A 14,136-nucleotide genomic window follows, 5' to 3' on the forward strand; every position below is an offset into this window, starting at 1 on the left:
GAAGGGAGCTGCGCACCGAAAGTGGGACATGAAATCTTCGGAAATATGGAGGCGGCCGGTCGCAGGACCATGAGGAAACGTGTATAATAGAAATACTATTTCATGGAAAGAAGCAGGGAAGCGAAAAGGAAACTTTTCAGGGGAGGATGTATGAAAGAAGAAACCATGAGGGCCAAGGGCCAGTTTATTTTTGCTATGATGATTTTCGGGACGCTGGGGATTTTCATCCGTTATATCCCTCTGCCTTCCACAGTGATTGCAGAGGCCCGGGGAATTCTGGCCACTCTGTTTCTTCTGGTGGTGGTGTGTCTGCGCCATTCTTCCATATCCAGAGAAGCGGTGAAGAAAAATTTCAAAATTTTATTTCTCTCCGGTGCCGCCATCGGGGTGAACTGGATTCTTCTCTTTGAAGCCTACCGCTATACTACGGTATCCACGGCTACCCTGTCCTACTATATGGCACCGGTTTTTGTCATTCTGGCATCTCCCTTTGTGGTGAAGGAAAAGCTGACGGCCGTAAAATTTCTCTGCGCCCTTTCTGCCTTTGCAGGCATGGTCCTGATTTCCGGCGTCCTGACGGAGCCGGGAGAAGGTGTTACCTTCAAAGGCATCGGCTTTGGCCTGGGGGCCGCCGCCTTTTATGCGTCAGTCATGCTTCTGAACCAGTTTTTAAAGGACATCAGTGCCTATGACATGACCATTACCCAGCTGGGACTGGCATCCCTGGTGCTTCTGCCCTATACTCTGGGAACAGAGGACTTTTCATCCATGACCTTTGCACCGCTCACGGTGGTTCTCCTTCTTACGGTAGGCATCGTTCATACAGGCATTACCTACACCCTTTATTTCGGAAGCATGCACCATCTCCATGCCCAGACTGCTGCCCTTTTCAGCTATATCGATCCCATCGTGGCCATCATTCTCTCTGCCTGCTGGCTGGCAGAGCCTCTGGGCTTTAGCGGTATAGCCGGAGCCATTCTCATTTTAGGCTCCACAGTGCTGAGCTCCTTTTGCAAAAAAACAAGGGCCTGAGGATTGAGGGGGCGGGGCGCCTTTTATTTAGGGTAAGCCCGTAACGCTGACTTCATGTGCATCGCCGGTTGGGGCGATACCATACCCCTCGGGCCCGCAGGGGCCGTCCATCTTGAGAACCTTTTTCCTTTCCCTTCAGACTGAAGGCCTGTCGCCCCCTGAGCGAGAACGAATCATCTATAAGGAGATTTTTATGCTTTTCGCATCTATGATTTTATTAGGCGCTGTCATCGGCTTTGTGGGAGCCGGCGGCGCCGGCGTCACCATTACTCTTCTTACCGTAGGATTTGGCGTTCCCATCCACACAGCACTGGCAGTGGCCCTCGCGTCCATGACTTTCACCATGCTTTCCGGCGCCTACAGCCATTTCCGGGAACATGAAGTGGTGGTGAAGGCAGGCGCCATTATCGGCGGCGGAGGAGTGGCCGGCGCCCTTCTGGGGGCCGCCGTGTCGGACCATATGCCCTCTGATGATTTAAGTTTCATGACCGGTCTCATGATTCTTTCCAGCGCTCTCATTCTGTATGTGAAACTGTACCACGCAGACTGGCTGAACCGCCATCTTCACGGGCGAAGGACCCTTCTTGCCGGCAGGAAACTCTATATTTACGGTATCCCCACCGGTATAGTTTCCGGATTTCTGGCAGGCGCCTTCGGCATCGGCGCAGCAGCCTACATCCAGATAGCTCTCATGGTCATCTTCGGCGTGCCCCTTCTCCAGTCCATCGGTACCTGCATGATGATTATCCTCCCTATTTCTGCTTCCGGCGGCTTGGGCTACCTGGCAAGCGGTCATCTGGATATGTGGATATTTCTCCAGACCCTGACCGGCCTCACCGTGGGCGCCTGGATGGGTGCCAAAATGACCCATCTGGCACCCCTTCCCCTGCTGAAGGCTTCCATCGTGGCTCTGCCTACCATAGGCGGCGGGATTATGATGCTCTTTCATTAACTTTCTGGCGGCGCCCATGGCGCCGTTTTTTGTGCAGCTTTTTACAAGGGGCCCGCTTCCAGCTGCCTCCGATATCATGAAAGATATGAAGAGGAACAGAAACAGGCCAGGCTGGAACAGGAAAATAAAAGGCTGAAACAACAGCTGGCTCTTTTGCAGACATCATCCTGATGCAGAAATCAAAAGGTCATGAAAAATCCTGCCGCTTCTTTGAGAGCGGCAGGATTTTTGCCTGCAGTGCGATGAAAGACAGGGGAGAAGATGGCCCATATAGACAGCCGTCTTTCAGCTCCTATTTTTCTCTTCTGAAATTCCTTCCTGCTTCGGCCGGGTGGGTGAGTTTGTATTTTTCTTTTTCTTCATACATGCGGTCGTCTGCTTCATTGAGATGATCATCAAAGGAGAGAGGCTGGGAAGGGTCATGGATGCTCCAGCCGAAGGAGGCGGAAGGATCTTTGGGCATATGGGGCAGGCCCTTCAGCTCCTGCATTTTTTTCCGAATGGTCTTTATGAGAGGGAAAAGAGAGTCTGCTTCATGGGGCGGAAGAAGGATGATAAATTCATCGCCTCCAAGTCTTCCGCAGAAGGCGGAAGAAGGGGTGACGGAAGAGAGGATTTTTGCCATGTGGCAAAGGAAGAAATCACCGGCTTCATGGCCGTAGCGATCATTCACTTCTTTCAGTCCGTTCAGGTCCATGAAAAGGAGGGCGTAGGATTTCCGGCTGTCCAGGCTTTTGGCAATGTGGAATATGCCGGCATGGTTATAAAGGCCCGTGAGGGCATCGTGATAAGCCAGATGGAGTGCTGCTTTTTTCTCCTGTGCTTCTTCTGCCTGTGCCAGGATCTGGAATCCGTAAGAGAGGATGACAGAAAAGACGAATACCAGGAGAGCCCAGGTGGACAGGGCCTGCATCACATAGATATGGATAATACTGTGGCCGGAGGTAATGTAGTACTGGGCTGTGTCCAAGGCGGCGGCACCGGATGAAAGAAGGATGCCCCAGCGCATCACGACTTGCCAGGTTTTTTCTTTGCCCAGCGGGTGGAGCTGGTACCAGCATACAAGTATGCCTGAAAGTATGATGGATATATGAAGCAGAGGCAGCATGTCATCCAGGGTATAAAGCCCCCCTGCCTGCAGAAGGAAGGCAGCGGCAAAGAGGAGGACAAACCACAGGGACAGATGATGGTAAAGGACTCTTCGTTTTCCTTCTTTTTCCGAAAGGAAAAGGAAGTAGAGAAGGGGGGCCGGCAGGAAGTAGAGAGAGCCGTATTCCAGAAGAGAATTGATGTAAGGACTGTCTATCCAGAAGGCGGTCATATGATGGTAACAAAGACACCACAGGATGAAGGATGTGAGGAAAAGGGATATGGCCAGCCCTTTTTTTACGAGTAAACTTTTTTTCAGGAAAAGAAGCACAAGGAAAGCGGACAGGGACAGGGTCAGAAGGGCGTGGTACAGGATAAAGAAGAATCCTTCTCTCTGCAGGTAGTAGGTATAGCTCTTTCTGGTGGGAATAACAAAGATATCTCCGATATAGGGAATGGAAGTAGAGGACAGGAGCTCTTCTTCTATGGTAATGGTGGAACCATAGGTGCTGGCAGGCAGTTCTGCCATACAGATGACGGCGCCGAAGTTATGGTTTCGGGATATACGGGATTCATCGTAGTAAGAAAGAATCTGGCCGTTCCATGATACCTGGTAGTATACGCGGGCTGCGGTAAAGGCCAGGATATACTGCTTTTTATCGGAATGGAGGGACACCGGTACATGGATACGGATCCGGCTTCCGCCGGGGTAGGAGAAGCGGGGATTTATATTTTTTTGAATGGTACCGTCCGGTTTGACCAGGTCTATGGTTGCGTTTTGGGTAACTTTATATTCATTGTAACGGGTACCGTAAATAACGTAGCAGGCATTGACAATGAGGAAAAAGCAGAGGACCAGGGACAGAATCGCAAAAATATAAAAGGCTCTTTTATTTTCCCCCTGGCTCTGCAGCCATTTTTTTAATTCCATCATTTGTATGTTTTCTCTCTCCTTTATGGATTTCTATGTGCACTCCATTATTATTTATTTTAACACAAAGGAAAGAATTTAGAAGAAAAGGATCACCTTTCCAACCTGTTAAAATCCGGAATGGCTTCCTGCCCCTCCGCAGTGTATGATGAAAAAAGGAGAGAAGAACCAGGGCGGTTTGAAAGTACATGATTTCTTCCATGGCGGTTATTCAAAAATGTACTTTAAACCGGCAGAAGAGTCCTTCTTCTCTGGTGAGGGGGAATGGCAGGTGATTGAGCAGTTCCGATGCCTGCGAAATCCATTTACAAATCCACGGTTTCAGCTTCCTTTTGCAGGGTGGAAGGGTATCGGATACTATAAAGATAGATGCATTTCCCTTTTGCTCAGCAGAGGAGGCAGCCATGGCACTGGTGATGGATAAGGTTATAGAAGAGATATTGAAATACAGGAAGTACAAAGTGTGGCGGTGTTTGGATGATAACAGTCTGCTTGCCTTGCAGAGGAGGGATGGAGACATTGCCACCGGCCGCCATCCGGAAACCCAGGGGCTTCTTCCTATGGAGGCAATTATGGAACGGGGCTTCTTCAAGGTGAATGAACATTTTGAAACGTCGGTGCCCGGTATCTATGCCATCGGCGACATTGTCTACGGCGGCATCCAGCTGGCCCATGCGGCGGAAGCGGAAGGGAAAGCGGCGGCTGCGGCCATAGCCGGAAAAGAACGGGCCATTGACATGGCCCTGGTGCCCCAGTGCGTCTACACCATTCCGGAAATCGCAGCCGTTGGAATTTCCGAAGATCAGGCCAAAAAAGACGGTCTTTCCTTCAAGACAAGCCGGGTGGTCATGGGCAGCAATGCCAAAAGTCTCATCGCCGATGAAGGGGGATACATGAAAATCTTCACCGATGAGGAAAATCATATGCTGGGAGCCCAGCTCCTCTGCAGCGGCGCAGACAATCTGATTTCCGAAGTGTCCCTGGCCATAGCCGGCGGAATGACCATAGAAGATTTCCTCAAAATCATCCGTCCCCATCCTTCTGTGGAAGAATCGCTGGGACAGGCGGCGGAAGGTATCCTTTTGAAATAAACCAAAAGGGCTGTGAAAAAATGTAAATCATTTCTTCACAGCCTTTTTTCGATGACTTTTTCTGATAATAAGGCCTCCAGTCCCTGTGTCATCTCGAGCGGGGCTGCGGGCCGGTATGATGGTAAAGACTTTGTCTCTATTGAGACTCTGAGCCGAGAGATCTCCTGCCACCATGTTCTCTGTACCATTGAGAAGTGAGATTTCGATACTTTGCTTCGACCGCCGAAATGACAGTGGGACGGAGTGATATCTGTGTCATTCATGGTATGGGATTCAGGAATTTTGATTCTCTTCCTTTCAAAGGCTTGCTGCCTGATAAAGATCCAATCTTTTTTTCACGGCCCCTTTTCTGTCTGCAGCGGTTCCGCTCTTCTTCCGGCTATAGGATTCTCCCGGCAAATGGAGTAAAATAGTAAGGTATCTGAGCGAATGGAGATGAAATGATGGACAGGATTGCCGTATTGATTCCCTGCTGGAATGAAGCCCTTACCATCGAAAAGGTGGTGTCCGATTTCAAAAGGGTGCTTCCGGAAGCGGTGATTTATGTATATGATAATAATTCCACTGACCGCACCGCAGACCTGGCGGCCCGAGCAGGCGCCGTGGTACGCCATGAGTACCGACAGGGGAAGGGGAATGTGATCCGATCCATGTTCCGGGATGTGGATGCGGACTGCTATGTCATGGTGGATGGAGATGATACCTATCCGGCGGAAAATGCCAGGGACATGGTGAATCTCGTTCTGGAGGGAAAGGCGGATATGGTCATCGGTGACCGTCTTTCCTCCACCTATTTTGAGGAAAATAAAAGACCCTTCCATAATTCCGGCAACATGCTGGTGCGCCGTTTCATCAATATGTTCTGGGGAGAAAACAGCCATGAAATCAAGGATGTCATGACGGGCTACCGCGCCTTTTCTCCCATGTTTGTAAAGACCTTCCCCATTCTTTCCAAAGGATTTGAAATCGAAACGGAAATGACCATCCATGCCCTGGACAAGAATCTTCTCCTGGCCAATGTGCCTGTATCCTACCGGGACCGTCCGGCCGGCAGCGTAAGCAAGCTTCATACCTTCCGGGACGGCGCCAAAGTACTGAAAACCATTTTCATGCTGTACAAGGACTACCGGCCTCTTCGCTTTTTCACCTTCGCCGCTGTCCTTCTGGCCTTCATTTCTCTCGCCCTCTTCCTGCCGGTGTTCCATGAATACGTGATGACAGGACTGGTTCCCAAGCTGCCTACCCTGGTGACTTCGGGCTTCTTCATGATGGCGGCGGTGGTTTTCCTGGGCATTGGCCTCATGCTGGATACGGAGGTCAAAAACAGCAGGAAAAACTTTGAAATCCAGATGAATATGATCCGCATGATGCTGAAAAAATAGATTCCTTTGGCCATGGAAGGTGACTGATTTCCTACTTTCCCTTAATTCAAGAAAGGCAAGACCATGTTTGATTCTCTGATTCGTCGATTCTTTCCTTCCACAGAACGATTCTGGGAAGTTTTTCGTTTTCTCGTGGTAGGAGGCGGCTGCTTCCTGCTGGAATATTTTCTCCTCTACACCCTGACTGAATATGGAGGCCTTGATCCACTGGTATCGGCGCCCATCGCCTTTACCGTGTCCCTGGTGGTGAACTATATCCTCTGTGTCTATGTCGTTTTTCATGCGGAAAAGCAGACAGGCCTGCAGATGGCTCTTTTCGTGCTGACTTCCCTCATGGGCCTTGGCATTAATCAGCTGGTTATGTGGTTCTTTATCGACATCATGGGCATATGGTACATGTTTGCCAAAGTCATTGCCTCAGCCATTGTGATGATATGGAACTATTTCACCAAGCGCTACGTGCTTCACGGCCATGTGTGACAGGCGGGGAGAGGGAGGGGTGAAAGCCCTTTGCGGCAATCCAAAGCTTTCAGCGCAAAAGGCGCTGTCAAACCTGAAGACCTTAAGAACCTCCGGGGCGAAGCCCTGCCAACCTTCCCCGCTGCACGTAAAAAACCGCACCATGGAAAATGTCCATGGTGCGGTTTTTTATGCCAGTGCTTCTTTCAGCTGGAATCGGAAAATATTGGCGCCTCCGTTGGCAGGATGCCGGAGACCGGTGACGGTAAAGCCGGCTGCGGTGAGGGTGTTTTCGCTCTTTTTCCCGATAGCGAAGAGGGGAAGGGGACCGGTGAGGGAGAGGAGCTCCCTGGTATAGGCAAGGCCTGCGGCCAGTTCTTCTTCCGAAGGGGTGCGGTTGGTGAGAAGATTTCCTTTTTTATAGGGATGGAAAGGGAAGATATTCCAAAGAAGGAAATCCCGGGGAGAGAGGCCTGCTTCCAGGCAGGCTTTCCACACCACCGAATCGGTGGGTTCATTGAACCCTTTTTCCTGCTGGATAGGTTTTAAAAAGGGACTGTCCTTCCGGCTGGTGCGGTTTCCCTTATGGCCCAGGACCATGGCGCTCGTAACGGCAGGGTGAAAGTCCAGGAGCATTCTTTCGCAGGTCATGGCGATGCCGGAAAAATGGCCGCCCTGATAGCCGCAGGCTTCGGCCACGAGAAAAATTCTGGCGCCGCCGATGCGAAGGGTGAGGTAGTCTTTCAGGTTGGCTCTCCGGATGGCGAGGGCCTTTTCTATTTCATAGTTTTCATCGTGGTCGGCCCAGGGGTTGAAGGTATTTTCACCGCTGTATTGGGCCAGATGGTTCAGAAAACAGGATATATCCATGGCAGGGCTCCTTTTACTCATCACTTTCCGCGGAATCATCAGTTTCATGAGATTCCTTGATGTCCTCTTTGATCTGCTTTTTGGCTTCTTTGAAGGATTCAGGAATATTTTCTTCGCTGGTCAAAATGTAGATGGTGCCGGTCAGGAGAGGCTTCACAGGTTTGAAACGGTATTTGAAGAACCAGTGGTCGAAGTGATTGGCATCGCTTTTAGAAACGAAAAGGAATACCGGCTTGTCCGGGTGGCGGTGGCTGTCCATGAATTCTTTGTCGGACAGGGAGGGCATCACATACTTTTCATTCCACAGGGGATTTCTTTCTTCGATTTCACCGGAAACAGGCGGTACCACCCTGATGGCGGTTTCACCGGAATAGAAGGTGTATCCGGCAGGGTAGGAACGGAAGAAGTAGTGCTCTCCCGGCGCAGCTTTCATTTCCGGTGCCAGGTCGATGGCGGAGCGGCGGGGGAGATAGTGGGGCAGGCCTTCCATCATGAGGCAGAGGAACACCGAGGCCGTTACGGCGGTGATTACAGTGAGCCGCCGGCCGCTGCTTTTTTTATAGCGAAGAACCAGGGACCAGAAGGCATAGAAAATCACCGCATAAAGGACCCACCAGCTTCCTTCCTTGATGTAGATGGAACCGCCGATGGCAGCAGCGAGGAAAAGGGCAAAGCCCAGAGCCGTCCACAGGTAGGGCTTTTTCTCTCCCTGCCGGATGGCAGGCGCTGCCAGGGCAGCGAAAATGATGGCCGGTACCACGGCAATGTAGGTGTAGGTGACGTACTTGGTGGCCATGAGAGTGTAGAACAGGAGGGTGCCCCAGCACCAGACCATGAGGAAACGGTAGAAGGGGGTCCTTTCCTTCCAGCCCCGGACCATTTCGTAAAAAGAGGTGAAGGCCCAGGGGAGAAGAGCGGCAGGAAGAAGAACCAGATAGTAGTACCAGTGGTTGTCTTCGGGGTGCTCGGAAGATGTGGCTCTCAGGATATTGTGAAGGCCCAGAAACTGTTCTACGAAATCATTGCCATGAATGAGGTACATGCCGCCGTACCAGGGAAGGGTGACGGCAAAGAAAGCAAGAATGCCCTGCCAGGGGAAAAGGCGGGCTGCCATTTTCCCCGATTTCATGGTGAGACACCACAGAAGGAGCAAGGCGCCGGGAAGCACCAGCCCCACGGGGCCCTTGGTCAGGCAGGCAAAGCCGGCGGCGGCATAGGCCAGCACCAGGTGCTTCCTGTTTCCCTCCATCACACCGATATAGCCGGAAAGCATGGTGGGAATAGTGAAGAGAAGGAGGATGCTGTCAGTAATGACGGCATGGGAAATGACCCAGAATTCCAGAGACAAGGCCAGCATGGCGCCGGACCATACGGCAGTCACATTATCCTTCCGAATCCGCTGCATGTACCAGATGAGGAGGGTCACCGACAGGGCGCCTGAGACGATGGCAGGCATGCGGGAGGCCAGACTGGTAAATCCCAGAATGGTATAGGAAATGGAAAGAAGCCAGTAGACCATGATGGGCTTGTCGTACCAGAACGTACCGTAAATCTGCGGTGACATCCAGTTGCCGGAAAGCACCATTTCCTTGGCCGTCAAAGCATAGTTGGACTCCACCGGATCCGTCACCGGAAGGAGCCAGGAGCCCCAGAGAAGGAAAAGAAAGGCAGCCAGGAAGAAAAAGAGAAGGGTTTTCAAGACGCCTCTATCCCCGGTTTCCTGCTTTCCATGATTCAGTTTATTTTTTCTTTTCATGCGCTTTGTGCTCAATGTCAGTCTTCTTTCTTTAACAACAGAAGGGCCGTATCCTTTTCCCAGAGAACCGTGAGGCCCGATTTCTGTTCTTCCGGCCAGTTTTTAAATACTTTTTTCTGCACCAGGATATACGCATTCTCCGGCAGATGGGAGGTTTCTTTTCCTGGAAGGAGGACGCCCTTTTCTTCATTCTTCTCGTCTGTTTCCTGTTTCCTCCGGTCAAACTCAGGCAGCGCATTTCCGTAGATGTCGGTGTAGAAAGCAGCGGAGGGACGGTAGAAGGTGTCCACATAGAGGGGGATAGACGGGTCCCGGTCTGTGCTGGCAAGCTTCTCCGCAATGGCGGCGGAGGTAAAGAGGGAAGATACGGCGGAGGCAAAGGCGCCCCATATGGAAAGAACGAAGACGAGTATCAGAAGGGCCTGGGTCATCATGAAGGTGCGGAAACGGCCCTTTTTGAGGCCCAGGGCGGCCAGAACGGCGGCAAGGACCATGAAGAAAACGATGAGCCACCGGATGATGGGGCCCCCGTCGGGATGAATGGGCGCCAGGGCAATGGCCCCTGCTGTGAGTAGGGAAAAGAAGAGATGGGAAAAAATCAGGGCCTTTGAAATATGGCCTGACTCTTCACAGTCCGTCAGATACATGCCTGCCAGAAGGGACAGGGGCGGGAACATGGGAAGCACGTAGGAGAAAAGCTGGGTGGAAGAAAGGGAGAAGAAAATAAAAATAAACAGGGTCCATACCAGGAAGAAAGCACTGGTCCTATCCTTCAGCCATTTCTTCGTACGGCGGAAAATACCGGGCAGGGTGCCGCTCCAGGGATAAAATCCGGCAAGAAGCACCACTATATAGAGCCAGTAATGGTTCTGTCCCGCATGCTCCGGGCTGACAAAACGGGTCAAATTGTGGTAGCCCAGAAAGGTGTCGATGAAGGCGCTGCCGTGGATATGGCCCATGGCTACATACCAGGGAAGGCCTACCAGGCAGGCCAGCGGGATGCCCCAGTACCATTTGAGGCCCAGGATTTCCTTCACATGGAACTGCTTTGTAAGAACCATCCAGATGCCCACAATGAGGGCAGGAAAACCAAAGCCCACAGGCCCCTTGGTGAGGAGCGCCAGACCGCAGAATATGTAGGCCGCTATATATTCCTTTCGGAGGAAGGACATGAGAGCGATGGTAAGGGTCAGCGTAAGGAGGGTATCGGTGACACTGCTCCTGGCAAGGACGATGATTTCAAGAGAAGTGGCGCAGATGAAAGCACCCCGGAGGGCAGCCTTTCCGCCAATGAGCTTTCGGGAGGAAAGATACAGGTACACCGGGGTGAGGGCGCCCAGAAAGAGGGAAGGAAATCGAGCGGCCCAGGTAGAAACGCCAAACAGGCTGAAAGACAGCGCTTCCAGCCAGTAGAAGAGAGGCGGCTTGTCGTACCAGAATTCTCCGTAAATGCGGGGAGAAAGGAAATCGCCGGTGGCTATCATTTCCTTGGCCGTTTCCCCGTATACCGGTTCATCGGGGTCAAGAAGTGGAATGGTGCCAAGAAAGGCGCCGTAGAGGACAATACAGAAAAGAAAGAGGAAGATACAGTTTTTATTCAGCTTCATTTTGATTTTCTCTTATGGTAGATATAGTAAGCCAGACCGATGCATGCGGAAATGGCGGCGCAGACAGCAGCGATTTCCAGCTTGTAGTCCAGAATCATGGTCCAGTTGTGCCCCAGCTCGGAGCCTACATAAACAAGAAATATGGTCCAGGGCAGGGTGCCCAGTATGGTAAGGATAATGAATTCGGGCAGAGGAAACTGGGCGATACCGGCAGGAAGGGAAATAAAGGTGCGTACCCCCGGCAGCAGGCGGCCGGTGAAAACAGCAATGGCACCATAATTTTCAAACCAGTCTTTGGCGGCAATCATCTTTCTGGCACCAAGGCCTCCTTTGGCGGTGTGCTTCAAAATCATGTCGCGCCCTCCTCTGGCGCCCATATAGTAGGACACCACGGACCCCGTAATACCGGCGGCGGTTCCGATGATGACTGTAGGCCAGAAGGAGAAAATATCCTGGGAAACCAGAAAACCGGCAAAGCCCAGAATGATTTCACTGGGGATAGGGATATTCATATTTTCCAGCACCATGCAGATGAAAAGAGCCAGATATCCCCATTCAGAGAGAAATGAAATAATGAATTCCATAAAGAAAGTCCTTTGTCAATTCAAAAACGAATGAATCCTGTGGCGGGAATTTTTCCTGCCTGCTTTATTATATGTAAGGAAAGTATACATTACATATACAATATATAAACAATCAATGAACGGACCTGAAGGTAATCAAATCTACCTTTCGAGACTATCACTATAAAATATAACATGGTAAGAGGGCAGGGTCAATGAACAGGATGAAGCACAGGGAAATTGACTCTTCCGGAATCCCTGAAAAGAGGCAATTTCGGGTATCCCATAAGTTCGTTTCCCCTTTCCCGTCCAATTATGCATGTTCTATTTGACAACTGTATAAAATATTGATAAAATATGCATAGATTGCATAAAGATACCGACTTGCGAAAATGGTACTTGCAAAGTTTTCGCTGAATTAGGACGAAATTTGGGAAAATCAACGAAATCTTCCGGATGTCTTTATGAAAGGAAAACAGGAAGCCTGAATAAAAATTCATAGGGGAGCTTCCAGTCAGTGAAAATATCTGTATGGAGATGATTTGTCATGATGGGTAAGAAATTAAAAATCGCATTGGCATTAGGCGCTATGGCCGCTGTATTTGGCGCAGCAGGCTGCGGCGGTGGAAGTTCAAGCAGCAGCTCTTCTTCCTCCAAGAACGGCATTCCTTCGGTCATCCGTGTAGGTTCGGAAACCACCTTCCCGCCCTTTGAATTTACAAAGGACGATAAATATGTAGGCTTTGATCTTGACCTGACGGATGCCATCATCAAACAGATGGGCAGCAAGATGGAATTCAAGAGCATGGGCTTTGATGCCCTCATCCCGGCCGTACAGTCCGGTCAGATCGACCTCATTGCTGCCGGCCTCAATGCCACTCCTGAAAGAGCGAAACAGGTAGCCTTCTCGGATCCTTATTTCACCCAGGACGGCTTCGTTATCGTCGTCAACAAAGACAATGACAGCATTAAAGACTGGGCTGATCTGGAAGGAAAGAACGTAGGCGCCCAGGTAGGCACCCAGCAGGTGAAAGTGGCTCAGGAAGCCAAGGCAGCCAATGTAAAGCAGCTGGATTCCAACTCCCAGGCCTTCATGGAACTGCAGGCAAAGACCCTGGATGCGGTGGTCATCGACCAGCCGGTGGGTATGTACTACCTGAAACAGGGCGCTGACAAAGACCTGAAGATCGTGGGCACTGCCAAAGACGCAGAAGGCATGGTATTTGCCATGAAGAAAGACAACAAGGAACTGCAGGCTGCTGTCAACAAGGCGCTGAAGGAACTGAAGGACAACGGCACCTATGACAAGATTTACACCAAGTGGTTTGGCAATGAAGGAAAGAAATAATTGATATAAGGAAACCGGGCTCAAAGGGGCCCGGTTTTTTTAGTTAGCAGGATTACTGGTGGACTGGTGTACTGGTGGGAGCTTCTGAACCCGGGAAAGCAGGCGGTCCCTCTCATTTCCCATTTGATAATTCAATTTCCGCCCTATATAATGAAGACAACACTTGGTGGGTTTTTCGGGAGGTGTTTTGTATGAACAGATGGATGAAAGCAGGAGCAGCAGCGCTGGCCCTGTGCATGATGGCCGGCCTGTCCGGCTGCGGCGGCGAAAAGCAGGCTGTGTCGAAGGCAGCTTCGGCGCCGGCGAAGAAGGAGCTGAAGGTGGCCTGCGTGGCTACCTATCCGCCCTTTGTGTACAAGGACAAAGAAGGGAAAATCGTAGGCTTTGACGTGGATATCACCGGTGCCGTGGCAAAGGAGCTGGGAGCTCAGGTGGTGTATGAAAGCATGCCCTTCAATGAAATGGTACCGGCCCTTCAGGCCAGCAAGGCGGACATAGCGGTGGCAGCCGTAGACATGACCCAGGACCGGGCGGACAAGGTGGATTTCAGCAATATCTACTACAGCAAGGAAAATGTTTCCATCCTGGCCCGGAAAGAGGACAATGAAATCAGGGGACCGGAAGACCTGAAGGGGAAAAAGGTGGCCGTGGAAAAGGGTACGGTCTATGTAGAAACAGCAAAACAGTACGGCGCCGAAGTGAAGGAGTATGACTACCACGACCAGCTCATCAAGGCGGTGGAGGACAATGAAGCAGACGCCCTGATCCTGGATAAACCGGTGGCCCGCTTCTACCTGGCCCACGGCGCATCGGAGAAATTGAAGCCTGCCGGCATTATCAGCGGTTCCGGCGGATTTGTCATGATGGTGAGCAAGAAAGATGAAGGCCTCCGGGAAAAGGTGAATGAAGCCCTGGATAAGCTGATGAAGAACGGCGAATATGATAAGATTTACGATAAATGGTTTGCCGATGAAAACTTCAGCAAAGAGCCGGACGTCAAGTCCTGAGGGCCGGAAAAAAAGAATCGCTGTCTCATGGGGCAGGGCTTCCGAACCA

The 14,136-nt window shown here is 51.1% G+C and carries 12 protein-coding genes; 7 read left to right on the forward strand and 5 right to left on the reverse strand.

Annotation, left to right across the window (positions count from 1 at the left end; translation table 11 throughout):
* The first annotated feature begins 150 nt into the window (after positions 1 to 150).
* Both NW747_RS06140 and NW747_RS06145 read left to right on the forward strand, forming a co-directional pair.
* Positions 151 to 1,032, forward strand: coding sequence for a DMT family transporter (locus NW747_RS06140; protein ID WP_273185948.1), 882 nt, complete (start codon positions 151 to 153; stop codon positions 1,030 to 1,032).
* A gap of 193 nt (positions 1,033 to 1,225) precedes the next feature.
* The gene (locus tag NW747_RS06145) at positions 1,226 to 1,984 is read left to right on the forward strand and encodes a sulfite exporter TauE/SafE family protein (protein ID WP_273185950.1); all 759 of its coding nucleotides are present in this window, start codon (positions 1,226 to 1,228) and stop codon (positions 1,982 to 1,984) included.
* Positions 1,985 to 2,276: 292 nt separating this feature from the next.
* On the opposite strand, the gene NW747_RS06150 is transcribed toward NW747_RS06145, so the two are convergent.
* The gene (locus NW747_RS06150; RefSeq protein WP_273185952.1) at positions 2,277 to 4,007 is read right to left on the reverse strand and encodes a GGDEF domain-containing protein; all 1,731 of its coding nucleotides are present in this window, start codon (positions 4,005 to 4,007) and stop codon (positions 2,277 to 2,279) included.
* Positions 4,008 to 4,408: 401 nt separating this feature from the next.
* Here NW747_RS06150 and NW747_RS06155 point away from each other — a divergent pair, with 401 nt between their 5' ends.
* The 3 genes from NW747_RS06155 (at position 4,409) to NW747_RS06165 (ending at position 6,957) form a co-directional block, all read left to right on the forward strand.
* Positions 4,409 to 5,095: an FAD-dependent oxidoreductase gene (locus NW747_RS06155; RefSeq protein WP_273185955.1), complete on the forward strand. Its 687-nt coding sequence runs from the start codon at positions 4,409 to 4,411 to the stop codon at positions 5,093 to 5,095.
* A gap of 440 nt (positions 5,096 to 5,535) precedes the next feature.
* On the forward strand, positions 5,536 to 6,477 hold the full coding sequence (locus NW747_RS06160) for a glycosyltransferase family 2 protein (RefSeq protein ID WP_273185958.1): 942 nt from the start codon (positions 5,536 to 5,538) through the stop codon (positions 6,475 to 6,477).
* 63 nt (positions 6,478 to 6,540) lie between these two features.
* Complete coding sequence (locus NW747_RS06165; protein WP_273185960.1) at positions 6,541 to 6,957, forward strand: GtrA family protein; 417 nt, start codon at positions 6,541 to 6,543, stop codon at positions 6,955 to 6,957.
* A 168-nt stretch (positions 6,958 to 7,125) separates the two neighbouring features.
* On the opposite strand, the gene NW747_RS06170 is transcribed toward NW747_RS06165, so the two are convergent.
* Genes NW747_RS06170 through NW747_RS06185 form a run of 4 tightly spaced genes read right to left on the reverse strand, consistent with a single transcriptional unit; the run spans position 7,126 to position 11,753 of the window.
* Positions 7,126 to 7,806, reverse strand: a complete 681-nt coding sequence (locus NW747_RS06170; RefSeq protein ID WP_273185962.1) for a uracil-DNA glycosylase — start codon at positions 7,804 to 7,806, stop codon at positions 7,126 to 7,128.
* A gap of 13 nt (positions 7,807 to 7,819) precedes the next feature.
* Complete coding sequence (locus NW747_RS06175) at positions 7,820 to 9,562, reverse strand: ArnT family glycosyltransferase (RefSeq protein WP_273185964.1); 1,743 nt, start codon at positions 9,560 to 9,562, stop codon at positions 7,820 to 7,822.
* A 17-nt stretch (positions 9,563 to 9,579) separates the two neighbouring features.
* Entirely contained in the window at positions 9,580 to 11,169 is a 1,590-nt protein-coding gene (locus tag NW747_RS06180) for an ArnT family glycosyltransferase (RefSeq protein WP_273185967.1), read from the reverse strand.
* Positions 11,166 to 11,753, reverse strand: coding sequence for a DedA family protein (locus tag NW747_RS06185; protein WP_273185970.1), 588 nt, complete (start codon positions 11,751 to 11,753; stop codon positions 11,166 to 11,168). The genes NW747_RS06180 and NW747_RS06185 overlap by 4 nt, the downstream gene beginning before the upstream one ends.
* A gap of 526 nt (positions 11,754 to 12,279) precedes the next feature.
* On the opposite strand from NW747_RS06185, the gene NW747_RS06190 reads away from it, so the two are divergent.
* Together NW747_RS06190 and NW747_RS06195 are read left to right on the forward strand one after the other, a co-directional pair.
* A complete protein-coding gene (locus NW747_RS06190; protein WP_008858556.1) occupies positions 12,280 to 13,080 on the forward strand; it encodes a basic amino acid ABC transporter substrate-binding protein in 801 nt (266 codons plus the stop codon).
* Between the two features lie 191 nt (positions 13,081 to 13,271).
* Entirely contained in the window at positions 13,272 to 14,087 is an 816-nt protein-coding gene (locus NW747_RS06195; protein WP_273185971.1) for a substrate-binding periplasmic protein, read from the forward strand.
* The last annotated feature ends 49 nt before the right edge of the window (positions 14,088 to 14,136 follow it).

This window comes from Dialister succinatiphilus, from assembly GCF_928721695.1.
Classification (GTDB): Bacteria; Bacillota; Negativicutes; order Veillonellales; family Dialisteraceae; genus Dialister; species Dialister succinatiphilus.